This window comes from Spirulina sp. CCY15215 (assembly GCF_016888125.1).
Taxonomy (GTDB): domain Bacteria; phylum Cyanobacteriota; class Cyanobacteriia; order Cyanobacteriales; family Spirulinaceae; genus CCY15215.
On the sequence record NZ_JACSWA010000289.1, the window covers coordinates 1 to 15824 of the forward strand.

The window sequence follows — 15824 nt, forward strand, 5'->3', positions numbered from 1 at the left end:
ACAAATATTGCCAGACAATTCACAAAAAAGATGGTTACGTTTATTCAATGTAAAGCCGTCCTATAAGGACGGGGTTTCTACCCAATTTTTCTGATGAAAAGAACATTTGCTCTACTCTCCCTCGGACTTGGATTAGCATTTACCACCCCTCATTTAGAGGCGGAAGCCCAACCTCTCGAATGGTCTAATCCTCAGAATAATTCTTCTTTAGGCTATGACGAGCAACTCTGGCGCAGTTTTCGAGGTGCAGGGGATAAAGATGCTCTTCTACAATCCATTGATAATAGCTTGCGCTATTTAAACACCCCTAAAGCCGCAGAAGTTTACAGAAATTATCCTGTTCGTTGGATTACCCGCGATCGCGTCCTTCGTTCCCTCCTCCGCTTCCGTCAACTGGTACAGCAGGCCGCCAGTCCCCAAGAACTGCAAGCTGCTGTTAAGCAAGAATTTGTCTTTTATCGCTCCACTGGGCAGGACAATCGCGGTACAGTCTATTTTACGGGCTATTACGAACCCATTTATCAAGCCAGCCGCACCCCCACGGAAGAATATCGCTATCCCCTCTATCGCCGTCCTGGAAACTTAGAGCAATGGCGCACTCCTCAACCCAGTCGCGCCCAACTCGAGGGAACCGACGGTACTGGAAAAAATAGCATCTTGCGGGGTTCAGAATTGGTTTGGTTGCGCGATCGCCTTGAAGCCTTCCTCGTCCAAATTCAAGGCTCTGCCAAGCTCAAATTAGCCGATGGTGGTACCATGACGGTGGGCTATAGCGGCAGTACGAATTATCCTTACTTCAGTGTCGGACAAGCGATGATTCGGGATGGGTTGCACCCTCGCGATGGCTTTACCTTGCCGAAAATGATTAACCTCTTTCGTCAGCGTCCCTATTTGCTCGATCGCTATATTCCTCAGAACAACCGTTTTATTTTCTTCCGAGACACCCAGGGCGCACAAGCATCGGGAAGTTTAAGTGTTCCCGTCACTGCCGATCGCACCATTGCCACGGATAAGGATTTAATGCCCCCAGGTGCATTAGCATTGATTGACACGCAAATTCCCATCCCCGATAGTCAAGGACGGATGCAAACACCTCGGGTCAGTCGTTATGTTTTGGATCAAGATGCGGGAAGTGCCATTAAAACCCCGGGTCGCGTGGATGTTTTCATGGGAACCGGAGAAGTTGCGGGTTCGAGGGCTGGTGTTATGGGTTATCGGGGTGCATTGTATTACCTGATGTTAAAAGAATAACTATCTTTATCTATGACCGCGCGATCGCTCTGACAGGAAGAAAAAATCAGTCTCTCCTGACTCTGCGATCGCGCCTAATGGTAAAAACAAAAATGTTAAGATGAATAGCTTTTATATTCCCAAACATTTTTCCTCTCCTCTAGATAGCAGGATTTTAGTTGTCTAGAAAATATCACAAAATCTACCAAGATTTGGCGATCGCAATAAATCTTTGCAGAACAAAAAAAACTTAAATTGATCTCAGAGAATTGTCAATATTTATCCCCAAAAATCAAATAACTACCATAAACAAATTTGAGAGGAAAATAGTAGCCGAGATAGCGAGATAATTTCCCAGAACCCAATATTTTCACGCCAGAAAATCCGTGCATTTGTAAGCGTAATTTAAGAATTTGGGGAAAATGCTGGGTCAAATGACTGACTCCATAAACTGTTCCACCCGTTAATTTATTTTTGAGATAATGGGGATGAGGTGTAGTTAATAATAAACGTCCCTTTATTTTCAAGATTCTTTGAAATTCACAAAGAGTTCGATCGACATCACTCGGGTATAAATGTTCGAGAAATTCTCCTGCAACAATAGCATCAAAAGATTCATCGTCTTGAGGGATATCATTCGATAATCCATAAATTTTTCCCGTATAGGCATCGGGTAAGGCATTTAATCTGTTTTGAACGCAGTCGAGGCCAAAAATTTCCAAAGCAGGGTTGAGAGTTTTTAAACGTTCTCCTCCCCGACCAGTATTGCAGCCAACATCTAAAACACGCTGTACATTTTGGGGGAAAAATCGACAAAATTGTTCGTATCGTTCTACTGTAAAAGGATCGTCTTCAGAGAACGTTTGTAATTGATTTTGGCTTTCATATTTCTGTTGAATTTCTGGCATTTTTTGAATTTAGTTTGATTAAAAAATAAAATTTATGGAGATTTTGTTGCTTGTCGGCAATTTCTGATAATTGTAATCGGAACACCTTGCCTGGCAACATTATGAACGATCGGACATTCGGGAAATAAATCCTGAAATTCGATATAAGGCATGGCAACATAGTAATCGGGACGACCTTTTAAACCATAACCTAGATCTGATTCTATATCTAAAACTTTAAGATCGGGTTTGGCAAACATTTGTCCGATATAAGTTGCACCACCAAGGGAAAGGGTAGAGTTAGCCTCGGCATTTTCGTTAACCCATTCCGTCCCTTCTCGCAAAGTTAATCCCCAGTAGTCTGTATCAAAGTTTCCACGAGCATGACTCAAGCCCCCCGATATGCGACTAAAATAAAGATATTGGTAGGGATGTAGCGTAATTGTATCAAAAATAATGGGACTAATTAAAACAATGAATAAGGCGATCGCGAATAATTTCCCCAGGTTTTGCCAGATTTTTTGATAAATCCAACTGAGAGTTGCAGCAGCAATAGCCGCAACCCCTGGAATAATAAAAAGAAATTGACGCATTCCCGAGTAAATGTTTGCGTGTAAAATAATTGCCACGAGAGGGGAAAAGAAAACTTGGAGTAATACTAAAACAATACAAGCACGTTGTAAATTAGTAAAAGCCCGATAGTTTTGAGCAATAAAAATCAGACCGAGAAAGAGAGAAATAATCCAGATAAAAGGATTAGAAAGAAAGAACCATAAAGGCAAATAATACCAAGGATTTTCACTGGGTTTAATCTCCACTCCTGCAAATAAATTAACCCCCGGCCAAGCATGATTAGAAGTATAGTGAAGCGTATCGAGAAACCAGCCAACAGGATTCGACCAGGAAGCCGGATAAACTAGAGTTGTTGTCCCCATCCAAGCAATACCAATGAGAAGATAAAAAAGCCAATAACGAGGAATATCTCGCCAAATCTGACCCAAATTGAATCGTGTCAAACAATGAGCCAGAACAATAAAAAATAGTAAGAAAAATCCACCAATTCGCGTTCCTGTTACTAAACCCACTAAAATTCCATACAAGATAGAATAAAGAGTAATTTTATTCCATCCTAATTTGAGTTCCCATTCCTTCCTTTGCAAATAAAAATTGACTAAAAATGCGCCCATTAATGTTCCTAAAGTAAACATGGCAGCAAAAGGAATATCTTTAGGATTAAAAAAGCCATGCCCCCAAAAACCAGGAAATAAAGCTAAAACAATGGGAGCAAACCAAGCATAATCAATACCAACAAGAATACCAACGATCGCAGCAACACAAAGATAAGCAATCATGGCCACCAAAAAAGTAACCGGATGCTTAACTTTTAATCGTTCGTAAATCGCTTGAGCCATGCCTGGATCACCTTCCTCGATCGCCTGTGCTTCTAAAGGATTGTGGGATAGTCCTTTGGTTGCATATTCTTTAATTTGAAAAGCAATTTCGCTGGTAACATTAAAAACAATGCCATAGTATTTTAAATCTTTGGGAATTTCTCGACCTTGAGTAACCAGTTCGTAATTATACTTCACCGTAGAAATTTCCGTCCCTGCATCCCAGCAGACACCATAATCACCAACAGTCGAGAAACCAATTGTTAACAACACCAATAAGACCGTTGCCACCTTGAGGAGAGCCAGCTTGAGATTGGGTTGTGGGAGAAAAGTTTTCATTACAGAGGTACAGACTTAACTTTGGCTCGATTATCTCATTTTTTTCCCTTCTGCGATCGCGCGATCGAGGTGATTCTGCAACCTTTGTCAAAAAAAGCTATTTTGGATGAAGGATGTAGAAATTTTTCATGCTCGCTCTTTGTAACTGTCACTAATGAAACGACTAGCGCTTTGGCAAAAACTCTTTTGTTACTTCTGTATTGCGGTTCTGGCTTGGAGTTTGCTTCCCAGCCGTGCTTTCGCCCAACGGACGACCTCGGCTTCTCAAGCTAACCTACAACCCTATCTCGATCGCGCGATCGAAAAGGTGACGGAATTTACCTTGGACAATGGCTTGAAATTCATTGTTTTGGAACGTCACGAAGCCCCAGTTATTTCCTTTGCTACCTATGCTGATGTGGGAGGGGTTGACGAACCTGATGGACAAACAGGGGTTGCTCATTTTCTCGAACACCTTGCCTTTAAAGGCACCAGTCGCATCGGGACTCGAGACTACAAAACCGAAAAATCTCTCCTCGATCGCCTCGATGAACTGGTTGCTGAAAAAAAAGCGGCGATCGCCGGCGATCGCACCGAAGAAGCCAAAAAACTGGAAGCTGAATTCCTCGAAGTGCAAAAACAGGCTGACGATCTCAGCATTAAAAATCAATTCGGTCAAATCGTCGAACAAGCAGGGGGACAAGGCTTAAATGCAGCAACTTCAATCGATTTCACCGTTTATAGCTATAGTTTGCCCGCCAATAAACTCGAACTTTGGATGTCCCTCGAGTCGGAACGCTTTCTCGATCCCGTCTTTCGCGAATTCTTCAAAGAACAAGATGTCATTCTCGAGGAACGGCGGTGGCGTACCGATAATTCCCCCATTGGGCAGTTGGTTGAAGCCTTTCAAGATGCGGCTTTCACCGTTCACCCCTACAAACGTCCCATCATTGGCTACAACAAAGATATTCGTAATTTAACGCCGGAGGATGTGAGGAAATTTTTCGATATCTATTATGTGCCTAATAATATTACCGTGGCCATCGTCGGAGATGTCTATCCCGATCGCGTCCGAGAACTGGCGCAAACTTATTTTAGCCGCTACTCAGCGAAACCTACCCCTCCAGAAGTCAATCTGGTAGAACCTCCGCAACGAGAAACCCGCGAAGTGTCCTTAAAACTCAAGTCTGAACCCATTTACCTAGAAGGCTTTCACCGTCCTTCCCTCAACCATCCCGATAGCGCTGTTTACGATGCGATCGTGGCAATTTTGAGCAACGGTCGCACATCTCGCCTTTATAAATCTTTAGTCGAAGAACAGCAAATTGCTCTCAGTGCATCAGGGTTTACGGGATTTCCGGGAGATAAGTATCCTAACTTAATGGTGTTATATGCGACCACGGCTCCCGGTCACACTTTAGAAGAAGTAGAAGCTGCCTTAGATCGAGAAATCGAACGTTTAAAAACAGAACCCGTGACCTTGGAGGAATTAGAACGGGTTAAAACTCAGGCACGTGCCGATGTTCTTTATACTTTAGATTCTAATCAAGGGATGGCTTATTACCTCGTCGAATATCAAGCAAAAACAGGAACTTGGCGCAATTTATTCGAGCAATTGAATAAAATTGGAGCCGTAACTGCCGAGGATATTTTACGGGTTGCCAAGGCAACATTTACCTCAGAAAATAAAACCATTGGACGACTGTTAACAGATGAAGAATGAATGCTGAAATGAAATTGTTCTTTGATTCCCTACTCCCTAAAACAAGAATGAAAAAAACACAAAACTATTTCAAGTGGTTGGGATTGTTTTTAAGTACGTTACTTTTGATTGCATTTTCGGCGCGATCGGTGACGGCTGCAACTCCAAAACATTATGACGAACTGGAATTTCCCCCGCTTTCAGAAGTTCAACTTCCTGACTACGATCGCTATCAACTCGATAATGGTATTGTCGTTTACCTCGTCCAAGATCGAGAATTACCTCTTGTGGGAGGAACAGCTTTATTTAAAACTGGTTCTCGTTTAGAACCTACCGATAAAATCGGTTTAGCCGGACTCACTGGGGCAGTAATGCGGAGTGGAGGAACCCAGAAACATCCTCCCAATGAATTAAACGAAACCCTAGAAAGTCTTGCTGCTTCTGTAGAAACAGGTATTGGCGAAACTTCAGGAAGTGCAGGGTTTAATACTCTCAGTGAAGATTTAGAACAAGTTTTTAGTCTCTTTGCTGAAGTGATTCAAGAACCTGCCTTCGATACTGCACAATTTGAGTTAGCAAAAAAGCAGATTGAAGGGGGAATTGCTCGGCGAAATGACGATCCCGATAATATTGCCAGTCGAGAATTTTCTAAGCTGATTTACGGCGATAAAAGTCCTTACGCTCGTACAATAGAATACGAATATCTCGATAATATTTCTCGACAAGATCTGATTGATTTTTATCATCGCTCTTTCCGTCCAGAGCAAATGTTGTTAGGAATTATTGGGGACTTCGATCGCGATCGCATGAAAGCCTTAATTGCGGAAAAATTTGGACGTTGGCAACCGAAAGCCACCGATCCATTGCCACCTATTCCTAATATTTCCGATCGACAAAAAAGCGGTACTTTTTTTATTGAGCAACCCCAACTGACCCAAAGTTACATTCAGATCGGTCATTTGGGAGGAGTCTTAAAAAATCCTGATTATCCTGCTTTGAGTGTCTTAAATGGGGTTTTAAATGGATTTGGTGGGCGCTTATTTAATGAAGTGCGATCGCGTCAAGGGTTGGCTTATTCAGTCTATGGTTTTTGGAGTCCTCAATACGATTATCCAGGAATGTTTATTGCGGGAGGACAAACGCGATCGGATGCAACTGTGCCGTTTATTCAAGCCATTTTTAAAGAAATTGAAGTCCTGCGTACTTCCCCCATTTCGCAAGAAGAGTTAGACTATGCGAAAGAGTCTATTCTTAACTCTTTTGTTTTCAACTTTCAAGAACCCGGCCAAACGATTCAACGCTTAATGCGTTATGAATTTTATGGCTATCCTCCGGATTATATTTTCCAATACCAACGAGGAATTAAAGCCACGACTATTGAAGATGTGCAACGGGTGGCTCAAAAATATCTCTATCCCGATCGCCTCACAACTTTAGTGGTTGGCAATTCAGCAGATATTCAACCGCCTTTGAGCAATTTAGATGATAATGTCAAGATCGTTGATATTACCATTCCCTCTTCTCAAAAAAGTTAAATCGAGCCAAGGTTATGAGCAATTAATCATTACTCATAACCGCGATGCCCCTTTTTCATCCCCGATCAAAATGGAAATCAAAAAGACAATTTCAAATCTTGCGATTTATGCTGGTATCTTTACCTTAAGTTATGTTTCTTTGACAACTTTGATACCCTCGATCGCCTTCGCACAAAATACCAAAGCAACTCAATGCGATCTCATTATTAATATTGCCAATGAAGCCGTAACAGCAACACAGTCAGCAACTCCAGAGGAAGGCGAAGATGAACTCCAAGCACTTTTAACGACTGCCAATTTAATTGATGAAACAGCTAATAAGATGGCGGATTTATCCTTAAATGATGATACTTTGAATGGATATAGTCAAGAACTTATCGCCATGTATCAGCAAACCAGCCTCATGACGAGACGCTTTATCGAGGCTTTTATAGCAGAGAACCGGGAAGATGCCTTTGCTGCCCTTGATAGTTTACAAGTTGCTACCGAGGTTGAAGATCGCTTGGTAACAGAACTTAATCGTTATTGCGATCGCACTTAAAGTTAATTGATTCCGGCGATCGCCAAAGTAACAGGCGATCGCCATATTAAGAGTTAAGAACCTTCTTTTTGATGTTGTACTTCAATGACAGTATGGACATTTCCTCGGGGGGTAAAATCACCCTTAACCGTCACAGCTAAGGGATCGCAAGCTGCTACAAAATCATCTAAAATTTGATTCACCGATTCCTCATGGGAAATATAGCGATCGCGGTAACTATTGATATATAGTTTTAATGTTTTGAGTTCTACTACCCGCAGATTGGGAGAGTAGGTTAGATAAATTGTAGCAAAATCAGGATAGCCAGAAAAGGGACATTTACAAGTAAATTCCGGTAAAGTAATCTGGATATCGTATTTTCGCCCAATGCGAGGATTGGGAAAAGTAATTAATTCTCCTTCAGCGATTAATCTTTCCCCATATTTCACCTCTGAGAAAGTATCTGGAGAAGCAATGCGATCGCTTTGACTCATGTTCAATTTATTGATAGTTAATAGTTTAGTTCCTAGTTTTAAATTTCAGAAAAAATCTATTCTTTTTGTAATCTATTGAGTTCTTCTTTTAATGCTTCCACTTGACTGCGTAAACGGTCTGCATCTTCTGTTTGTTTGCTATCCTCTGAAGAAGATTCTCCCTCCTCAGAAATCTCGATGCGTCGAGGTTCTTTCTGTTTTGGGGGTGTTTCTTCTTCCACAACAGGTTGCTGTGCCTTTTTAACCAGATCGTCTACAAACTTATTGGCTTCCTCAGCGCTGAGTTCGCCGCGCTGTACCATTTCATCTGCTAGTTTTTGAGCCTGAACTTGCAACTGTTGTAACTGTTCTCCTGCTTTTTCGCCAGCGTAGGAAGCCACACCCATGCCAAAATAGAAGGCTTTTTGAACAATATTCAAGATTCCCTCTCTTGTCTTGTCAATTCAACTCCTTAATTGTAACGTCTAGAAGCCCTAAAAGGTCAAGAGGTGGGAGAGGCGATCGCCTTCTTAGCATTTTTCTTGTTTTAGTGATACAAGAAGAGAGCCTATCTAATTTTTTGCACAAAAAGAGAGAGTAGTATCTCCATTACTAACCCTCTCAAACAATCTAACAATTTTTACAGTCTCTCGGAAGAATGAGCGATCGCCCAAGGCCGTCCGTTTTTAATACTTTGGTATCTTGGAGATGCGGGAGAACTTTTTTGTTTAACAAGGCGAGGTTCTTGGGGCGATCGCGGCAAACTCCCCGCATTAAGATTGATATTAGGGGCGCAAAAGATGCGCTGGGCGATCGCATTACAAGTGGGACAATACATCGGATTATCAAACTCAGCTAAGGCTCGTAATGCTTCAAATTCACCACAAGGATCGCATCGAAATTCATACAAAGGCATTGGTTTTCTAGATAATGGGTAATTCCTAGTTTCTCCTGTTTTAATGAGGGAGAATATCCTGCTCGAAAATAGAGGTCGGCAAAGCTAAAGTACAACAAGCATTGGGAATATCAACAATACCGCTAATTCGACCCTCAACAGGAGCGCAACTTAATAATAAATAAGCCTGTTCCCCCGTAAAGCCAAATTTCTTGAGATATTCGATCGCATTGAGACAAGCGCGACGATAGGCAACATGAGCATCAAGATAGTATTGTTCTCCGGTAAACTCATCAACAGAAATACCTTCAAAAATCAAATATTCTGAGTAATGTGGTTCCACTGGACCGGGTTTAAAAATGGGGTTAATCATGCTGTATTTTTCCATCCCACCTTTAATAATATCGACATGAAGATCGATATAACCCGACATTTCGATCGCACCGCAGAAGGAAATTTCCCCATCTCCTTGAGAAAAATGAATATCTCCCATAGATAATTTTGCCCCATCAACATAGACGGGAAAATAAATGCGGGAGCCTTTAGAGAGGTTCTTAATATCGCAATTTCCCCCATGTTCTCGCGGCGGTACTGTCCTTGCTGCTTCCCCCGCTACGCGATCGAAGTCTGCCCCTTTTAACGTCCCTAAAATCGCATTTTCTGGATTAGGTAGGGCTGCATAAGGGGTCATTTTCGGTTTCCACACAGGCAATCCATCGTTTGCTCCTTTCTCCACTAATGCCCGTTCTCGCGCGTTCCATGTTTCCAGTAGTTTTTGCGAGGGAGCGCAACCAATGAGACCAGGGTGAGTAATGCCCGCAAAACGCACCCCAGGAATATGCCGAGAACTCGCATAAATCCCTTGCAAATCCCAACAGGCTTTAGCGGCATTGGGAAAATGATCCGTGAGAAAACCGCCGCCATTTTCCTGGGCAAAGATGCCCGTAAAGCCCCATTCGTCCCCTGGTAATGCCCCAATATCTAACAAGTCAACCACAAGAATATCTCCAGGTTGAGCGCCGTTAACATGGATAGGACCGCTAAGAACATGAACTACAGTGAGGTCTACATCGCGAACATCGTTGGGATCGTCATTATTTTTGATCTGTCCATCGGTCCAATCTTTGCACTCAATGCGGAAGATATCCCCAGGGTTTACCGAAGCGATCGCGGGGATATCTGGATGCCATCGATTATGACCTACGATCTCTTGTTCTGACATAGATTTCGAGAGATCGACTTTGAAAAGTGTTTCTGGCATGGTTTTCTAGTAATAAATTTTGTTTTCATCATGTTGCATCTTGTTAAGTTAAAATAAAAATGCTTGACAAATTAACTTGACTTAACAAGATTAAAATCCAGCGATCGCAATTTTAAGCGTTCTCAGTCAAGACAATCTCGTTTTTAGACTAAGGTGGGATTTCATTTTATATCCTGACTGATTCATGGATTACCTAAACGTAACAATTGCTACAAAGATACTCTTTTTTAGAAAAAGAAAATGACTCAATCTATTACACCAGAACAACTCAAAAACTTAGCACCCAACGCCTCTCCGGGGCAAATAGAAGAAAATAGCAATCCCCTCGGGGAATTTAGCCAAGAAACCCTGGCTTTAACCAAACGTCTTTTTATTCAACTTAAGCGCCGTCCCAGTACCCTCATGGCGGGAATTGTACAGCCATTAATGTGGTTGATTTTATTCGGGGCATTATTCTACAATGCTCCTCAAGGATTTTTAGGTACAGATATTAGTTACGGCAAATTTCTCGCCCCTGGAGTGATTGTTTTTACGGCTTTTTCTGGGGCATTAAATGCAGGTTTACCGGTCATGTTCGATCGCGAGTTTGGATTTCTCAATCGCCTTTTAGTTGCCCCTCTCGCTTCCCGTTATTCCATTGTTGCAGCTTCTACTTTATACATTATCAGCCTTGCTTTTCTACAAACTGTAGCGATCATTGTGGCTAGTGCTTTGATTGGTGCAGGTTTACCAAGTATTGCGGGTTTGGGGGCGATCGCCGCGATCGTTTTTCTCATTGTTGTGGGAGTAACTGCATTAAGTTTGAGTTTGAGTTTTGCTCTTCCTGGACATATTGAACTCATCGCTGTTATCTTTGTCACCAATTTACCTTTACTATTTGCCAGTACCGCCCTTGCACCCCTTTCTTTTATGGCCAATTGGTTGCAGTGGATAGCCTCTTTAAATCCTTTAACCTATGCGATCGAACCCATTCGCTATCTCTATTTGAATGACACTTGGGGACTTGATAGTATTGTCATGAATGCACCTTGGGGATCAATGAATTTTGCCACGGTATTACTCGTACTGTTAATATTTGATGCAATTGTTTTGACTGCGATTCAACCTTTATTACAACGTCGTTTAGCATGATTTCAAGGAAGAAAGAATGAGAAAAAGATCGGGTAATGAGAAAAATTAATCACTTATAATTCATTACGTCTTCCTAACTCAAAAATACCACAACAGAAACAGCCCAAAATCCCAACACTAATTGCCCAACTATGACCTAAACTCAACTTCATGCCATAATCGCACAAGAACCCAACGAGTAAGAAAGGAAAAATCGCAAAAATTGACGCATAAAAAGCGTTTTGAGATTCTCGTGCCGGACGAGTACGCTCGAACTCCTCGGCAGACAAATAAAGGGAACGATCAGCAAAATTAAACCAGCGATCGAACATTTCCACAAACCATTCTCGTAGGGAAGCTAACCCCAAATACAAGGCTAAAGACCACAAGGAAGAGCCTGCAATTAAGGCTGTATCGATTTCAATCCGAAAGGGTAGCAGTTCGTTTAAGATCATCGAACCAAGCAATAAAGTTAAAAAATGTTGAAATTACTTTTAAGTAATTGTAACAGACTGCGGAATGACTTTTCTTGATCTCAAGGTGATCCCCCAGGACAATAAAAACTCTTCACCATTTGATTTTTAGAATTTAATGATTGCACTTCCACAAAATTCAAGTTGGCAAGGTCGCCTAGAATTAGTTTATGAAAACAAAGGCGGTTCTACACAAATTCTGCGTGCTTTTAATCAAGCCCCTTTAAAGGTACAGCGACCTTTTTATCCTGAAGGAAAGCACATTTGTCATACAGTTTCCTTACATACAGCAGGAGGAATTGTGGGGGGCGATCGCCTCATTCAATCTCTCCAATTAAATCCTAAAAGTCGAGTTTTAATCACAACGGCAGCCGCAGCAAAAATTTACGGCAGCAACGGTAAACAAGGGCAGCAAATTATCACCGCCCGAGTAGAAGATCGAGCCTTTTTAGAATGGATGCCGCAAAGTATGATCGTTTTTAATGGTGCGATTTATCGGCAAGAAATGCGGGTAGAATTGGCAGATCATGCTGGGTTTTTCGGTTGGGAAATCTTGCGTTTTGGACGTAGTGCAAGAGGAGAGAAATTTATACGAGGAGAATGGCGATCGCATTTAGAAATTTGGCGCAATAATAAGTTACTGTGGTGCGATCGCCAATGGTTGCCAGGATGTGAAGAAACTTACACCCACCCCCATAGTTTAGGAGGATATCCGGTTGTGGGTCATTTAATTTGGTTTGGAGATTTAGAGATAGAAAAGGCAATTGTTTCCGTGAATCAACTCTGGACAAATAATCAAAGACAAGGAGAAGCAGGAGTAACGCAAATGCAAGGAAATGGCTTGCTTTGTCGCTATCGTGGGACATCAGTGACTGAGGTAAAAAACTGGTTTATACAAACTTGGCAATTTTACCGTCAATCCGATTTTGGAGAGAAGGCGATCGCCCCTAGAGTTTGGCTGTAAAATAACATCATAAAGGAATTTTGAAACGTAATGAAAAACTGGACAAAAAAGAACTATTTCGAGATATTGTTTCTACTCGCTTTGATAGGTATTATTGCCCTGCAATTTTTACCCAACCTCTTTAAACAAGAAACAATTACGATCGCGATCACTGTTTCCACACAGGAGAGGGCTGAAAATTTTACAGGAGGACGAATGGTTGACGGTGTTCAACTATATGTCGATAAAATTAATGCAGCAGGAGGAGTGAATGGAAAACAACTGCTATTAGAAATTCATGACGATCGACTCGATCCAGAAGTTACCGCGCAAGAAATTGTCAACTCTTCTGCTATTGCCGTACTTGGACATTCTACAAGCAAAAATTCTTTAGAAGCCGGGAAAATTTATCAGAAATATGGAATTCCTGCAATTAGTGGAAGTGCAACTGCAGATGAGATCACCAATAGTAAATGGTATTTTCGTACTACCTTCAATAACACAGAGCAAGGGCAATTTCTTGCGAACTATCTTGAGTATGTTGTTGCCGCGAAGAATATTTATCTGATTTATGAAGAAGATGATCCTTATAGTTTGACCTTAACAAAAGCAATTAAAACTAGACTAAATTCATTCGATCGCCAATTGGTAGGCGAACAAAAAATTGATCGTAATGAGAATATTGAAAAAGCATCTAAACGCATTATTCAAGATTTACTGAGATTGAAAGAAGGAGGCCAGAATCCTGATGCTATTATTATTACAACCCAGAGTGTTACAGCTACCGGTATTATTCCCATTATAAAACTAAATGGGTTAGATTATCCGATCTTTGGTGGTGACTCTCTTGCCAACTCTTCTTTTCCAATGCAGTTTGCTGAAACTCCTCAAGAACGAGAAAAAATAGGGTTTTTTACCAATGGAATTCACTCTATTACTCCAGTTATTTTTGATATTGCTGATAGCAAGGCGCAAAACTTTAAAAATGAGTTTTATCAACGCTATAACTACGAACCGGGATGGGTTGCTACTCTTTATTATGATGCGGCTCATGCTATTATTCAAGCAATGCAAAATATCTTAGAGCAACAAAAAGATTTACCTCAAAATGTTTTTACAGGACAAAATAGTAAACGCGATCGCGAGCTAATTCGTCAAGGATTAGCACAAATTAACTCTCCCGATACGGCAATTCAAGGGATTACAAGAAAATTTTACTTTGATGAAAAAGGAAATACTTCTGCACCTATTTTGATGGGGATTTTTAATCGCAGAAATTTTATTTCTGACTTTATTCAACTTTCTCCCATTGACAATATTAATCATGTTTATAATCTAGAAAGACAATTAAATAATGGAGAAATATTTCAAGTTAATGGACAATATTTCCAAAAAACTAATATCATTTATACAGGTATTGATGTTAATGAAATTTATAATATTGACGAGAAGACTTCATCTTATTTGATCGATTTTTATCTTTGGTTTAAATATAGGGAAGTAAATATTAATCCCGAAAATATAGTATTTCTCAATTATGATACAAATCGATTAGATTCTGGAGAAACATTAACACTGAATGAACCGATAGAGGTTAACAAAAATGATGGAATTACTCATTCTCTTTTTCAACTGAAGGCTGATTTCTATGACAAATTTGATTTTCATAACTATCCTTTCGATCGCCAAATCTTATCCGTCAAATTTCAACATAAGAATTTAACGCGAAATCGAATTATTTATGTCCTAGATTTGGCTGGGATGCGCGATACAAAAAAGAATGAAATTCTGAAAAACTTTCAGGAAAATGATGTGTTTGGAACGATTACGGATTGGCACGTCCAAAATGCTATTTTTTATCAAAATACTGATATCGATGAATCAACTTTAGGCTATGAGTATTTACTGGATACTAACTCACAGTTTGAATATTCTCAGTTTAATGTAGAGATCGAAATTGCGAGAGATATCATCAGTTTTATCCTGAAAAATTTATTACCTTTATGGTTTTTTACTTTTGTAACATACTCTCTGATGTTTTTGCCTTTTGATGATATTTCTGTGGAAGCGATCGGTGGTGTACTATTAGCGGTAGTTTTTTACCATCTCAGCTTATTGGACTCACTACCCGATGGTGTTGGTTATGTTGTCGCCCTTGACTATGCTTTTTATTTGCTGTATTTTTTGATTGGTTTGCAATTATTCATAGTTATTTTAGGGAATAGTAGGAGATTTCAAGCAACAGGAGTTCAACAATTCCAACTCGTTCAATTTGGAAAAATTGCTTTCCCCATAATTTGGCTAATCGGTTGTTTTGTTTGGTATTCGATCTATGCTTAGATGAAAAGCGATCGCACTTCAAGCATTCCTCATTTATCAATCGAACAATGGGTAATTGGAGACAGCAATTAAAACATCAGCCAAGCAAATATTTCTCGTGAGGATAATTGCCAATCTGCCAAACAAGCGATCGCCGGTAACATTTCTTCACCAGACTTAATTTCCGGCAGGCAATTCGGTTTAAAAATCATCACCGATTCTTCTTCAGAATCAATCAACCATCCGAGTTTTGTGCCTTGCTGAAGACAAAATAGAATGTTGTCAATGACTTTAGTTGTTGATTGGTCTGGGGACAAAATTTCAATCGTCCAATCAGGAGCAATTGTAAATTTATTAGCAAGTCTTCCTGTCTCTGTCTGTGGAATTCTCTCCCATGCAAACACCGCAAGATCGGGAACAACGGAACGTTGTCCAAAAGTACAGCGAATTTCAGTTAATGCTAAAGCTAATTTTTGAGATTCGCCAACTTTATTGACTTCTGTACACAAGCGACTTTGAATGCGACTATGTTCTCCTTGAGGCATGGGTTTTTGAACAATTTTTCCATCAATATATTCCCTTGCAGGTTTGGTCTCGGGAAGTTGTAAAAACTCTTCTAACGTCAATCTTTCGGCGGCAATGGAATGTGTAACAACCATGTTCGATTTCCAAATAGCTGTAGACTTACATGAAATTATTGTAACACAAGACGGGTTAAAACCCGTTGCGTTCGATGTCCATTGATTAAAATCAATGGCTAACCCTCA

At 40.6% G+C, this 15824-nt stretch carries 15 protein-coding genes; 7 read left to right on the plus strand and 8 right to left on the minus strand.

Annotated features, from left to right (window positions below; translation table 11 throughout):
* Nucleotides 1-93: 93 nt before the first annotated feature.
* Entirely contained in the window at nt 94-1251 is a 1158-nt protein-coding gene (locus tag JUI58_RS03850; protein WP_204102425.1) for an MltA domain-containing protein, read from the plus strand.
* Between the two features lie 251 nt (nt 1252-1502).
* Here JUI58_RS03850 and JUI58_RS03855 read toward each other — a convergent pair whose 3' ends face one another.
* Both JUI58_RS03855 and JUI58_RS03860 read right to left on the minus strand, forming a co-directional pair.
* The gene (locus JUI58_RS03855; protein WP_204102426.1) at nt 1503-2138 is read right to left on the minus strand and encodes a class I SAM-dependent methyltransferase; all 636 of its coding nucleotides are present in this window, start codon (nt 2136-2138) and stop codon (nt 1503-1505) included.
* Between the two features lie 32 nt (nt 2139-2170).
* A complete protein-coding gene (locus tag JUI58_RS03860) occupies nt 2171-3847 on the minus strand; it encodes a hypothetical protein (RefSeq protein ID WP_204102427.1) in 1677 nt (558 codons plus the stop codon).
* 154 nt (nt 3848-4001) lie between these two features.
* On the opposite strand from JUI58_RS03860, the gene JUI58_RS03865 reads away from it, so the two are divergent.
* From JUI58_RS03865 to JUI58_RS03875, 3 genes are all read left to right on the plus strand, one after another.
* Nucleotides 4002-5549: a pitrilysin family protein gene (locus JUI58_RS03865; protein ID WP_204102428.1), complete on the plus strand. Its 1548-nt coding sequence runs from the start codon at nt 4002-4004 to the stop codon at nt 5547-5549.
* Between the two features lie 47 nt (nt 5550-5596).
* Entirely contained in the window at nt 5597-7063 is a 1467-nt protein-coding gene (locus JUI58_RS03870) for a pitrilysin family protein (protein ID WP_204102429.1), read from the plus strand.
* Nucleotides 7064-7133: 70 nt separating this feature from the next.
* Nucleotides 7134-7604, plus strand: coding sequence for a hypothetical protein (locus JUI58_RS03875; RefSeq protein ID WP_204102430.1), 471 nt, complete (start codon nt 7134-7136; stop codon nt 7602-7604).
* A 53-nt stretch (nt 7605-7657) separates the two neighbouring features.
* Here the strand turns inward: JUI58_RS03875 and queF are convergent, their stop codons facing one another.
* The 4 genes from queF to fmdA all read right to left on the minus strand — a co-directional run bounded on the left by queF (nt 7658) and on the right by fmdA (nt 10212).
* Nucleotides 7658-8077, minus strand: a complete 420-nt coding sequence (queF, locus tag JUI58_RS03880) for a preQ(1) synthase (protein ID WP_204102437.1) — start codon at nt 8075-8077, stop codon at nt 7658-7660.
* A gap of 56 nt (nt 8078-8133) precedes the next feature.
* Nucleotides 8134-8463 carry a hypothetical protein gene (locus JUI58_RS03885; protein WP_204102438.1) on the minus strand — a complete coding sequence of 110 codons (330 nt, stop codon included), beginning with the start codon at nt 8461-8463 and terminating at the stop codon, nt 8134-8136.
* Between the two features lie 233 nt (nt 8464-8696).
* On the minus strand, nt 8697-8972 hold the full coding sequence (locus tag JUI58_RS03890; protein ID WP_204102431.1) for an FmdB family zinc ribbon protein: 276 nt from the start codon (nt 8970-8972) through the stop codon (nt 8697-8699).
* Nucleotides 8973-9012: 40 nt separating this feature from the next.
* Nucleotides 9013-10212 carry a formamidase gene (fmdA, locus tag JUI58_RS03895; protein WP_204102432.1) on the minus strand — a complete coding sequence of 400 codons (1200 nt, stop codon included), beginning with the start codon at nt 10210-10212 and terminating at the stop codon, nt 9013-9015.
* A 240-nt stretch (nt 10213-10452) separates the two neighbouring features.
* On the opposite strand from fmdA, the gene JUI58_RS03900 reads away from it, so the two are divergent.
* Entirely contained in the window at nt 10453-11343 is an 891-nt protein-coding gene (locus tag JUI58_RS03900; protein WP_204102433.1) for an ABC transporter permease, read from the plus strand.
* 53 nt (nt 11344-11396) lie between these two features.
* On the opposite strand, the gene JUI58_RS03905 is transcribed toward JUI58_RS03900, so the two are convergent.
* Nucleotides 11397-11774 (minus strand): hypothetical protein, encoded by a 378-nt coding sequence (locus JUI58_RS03905; RefSeq protein WP_204102439.1) that lies wholly within the window; start codon nt 11772-11774, stop codon nt 11397-11399.
* A 139-nt stretch (nt 11775-11913) separates the two neighbouring features.
* Here JUI58_RS03905 and JUI58_RS03910 point away from each other — a divergent pair, with 139 nt between their 5' ends.
* On the plus strand, nt 11914-12759 hold the full coding sequence (locus tag JUI58_RS03910; RefSeq protein ID WP_204102434.1) for an urease accessory protein UreD: 846 nt from the start codon (nt 11914-11916) through the stop codon (nt 12757-12759).
* 30 nt (nt 12760-12789) lie between these two features.
* Complete coding sequence (locus JUI58_RS03915; protein WP_204102435.1) at nt 12790-15078, plus strand: ABC transporter substrate-binding protein; 2289 nt, start codon at nt 12790-12792, stop codon at nt 15076-15078.
* Between the two features lie 68 nt (nt 15079-15146).
* Here the strand turns inward: JUI58_RS03915 and JUI58_RS03920 are convergent, their stop codons facing one another.
* Nucleotides 15147-15716 (minus strand): Uma2 family endonuclease, encoded by a 570-nt coding sequence (locus JUI58_RS03920; RefSeq protein ID WP_204102436.1) that lies wholly within the window; start codon nt 15714-15716, stop codon nt 15147-15149.
* Between the last annotated feature and the right edge of the window lie 108 nt (nt 15717-15824).

Coding starts and splice junctions, on each gene's coding strand:
- JUI58_RS03850 (WP_204102425.1), top strand. CDS start 94: ATGAAAAGAACATTTGCTCTACTCTCCCTCGGACTTGGATTAGCATTT.
- JUI58_RS03855 (WP_204102426.1), bottom strand. CDS start 2,138: ATGCCAGAAATTCAACAGAAATATGAAAGCCAAAATCAATTACAAACG.
- JUI58_RS03860 (WP_204102427.1), bottom strand. CDS start 3,847: ATGAAAACTTTTCTCCCACAACCCAATCTCAAGCTGGCTCTCCTCAAG.
- JUI58_RS03865 (WP_204102428.1), top strand. CDS start 4,002: ATGAAACGACTAGCGCTTTGGCAAAAACTCTTTTGTTACTTCTGTATT.
- JUI58_RS03870 (WP_204102429.1), top strand. CDS start 5,597: ATGAAAAAAACACAAAACTATTTCAAGTGGTTGGGATTGTTTTTAAGT.
- JUI58_RS03875 (WP_204102430.1), top strand. CDS start 7,134: ATGGAAATCAAAAAGACAATTTCAAATCTTGCGATTTATGCTGGTATC.
- queF (WP_204102437.1), bottom strand. CDS start 8,077: ATGAGTCAAAGCGATCGCATTGCTTCTCCAGATACTTTCTCAGAGGTG.
- JUI58_RS03885 (WP_204102438.1), bottom strand. CDS start 8,463: ATGGGTGTGGCTTCCTACGCTGGCGAAAAAGCAGGAGAACAGTTACAA.
- JUI58_RS03890 (WP_204102431.1), bottom strand. CDS start 8,972: ATGCCTTTGTATGAATTTCGATGCGATCCTTGTGGTGAATTTGAAGCA.
- fmdA (WP_204102432.1), bottom strand. CDS start 10,212: ATGCCAGAAACACTTTTCAAAGTCGATCTCTCGAAATCTATGTCAGAA.
- JUI58_RS03900 (WP_204102433.1), top strand. CDS start 10,453: ATGACTCAATCTATTACACCAGAACAACTCAAAAACTTAGCACCCAAC.
- JUI58_RS03910 (WP_204102434.1), top strand. CDS start 11,914: ATGATTGCACTTCCACAAAATTCAAGTTGGCAAGGTCGCCTAGAATTA.
- JUI58_RS03915 (WP_204102435.1), top strand. CDS start 12,790: ATGAAAAACTGGACAAAAAAGAACTATTTCGAGATATTGTTTCTACTC.
- JUI58_RS03920 (WP_204102436.1), bottom strand. CDS start 15,716: ATGGTTGTTACACATTCCATTGCCGCCGAAAGATTGACGTTAGAAGAG.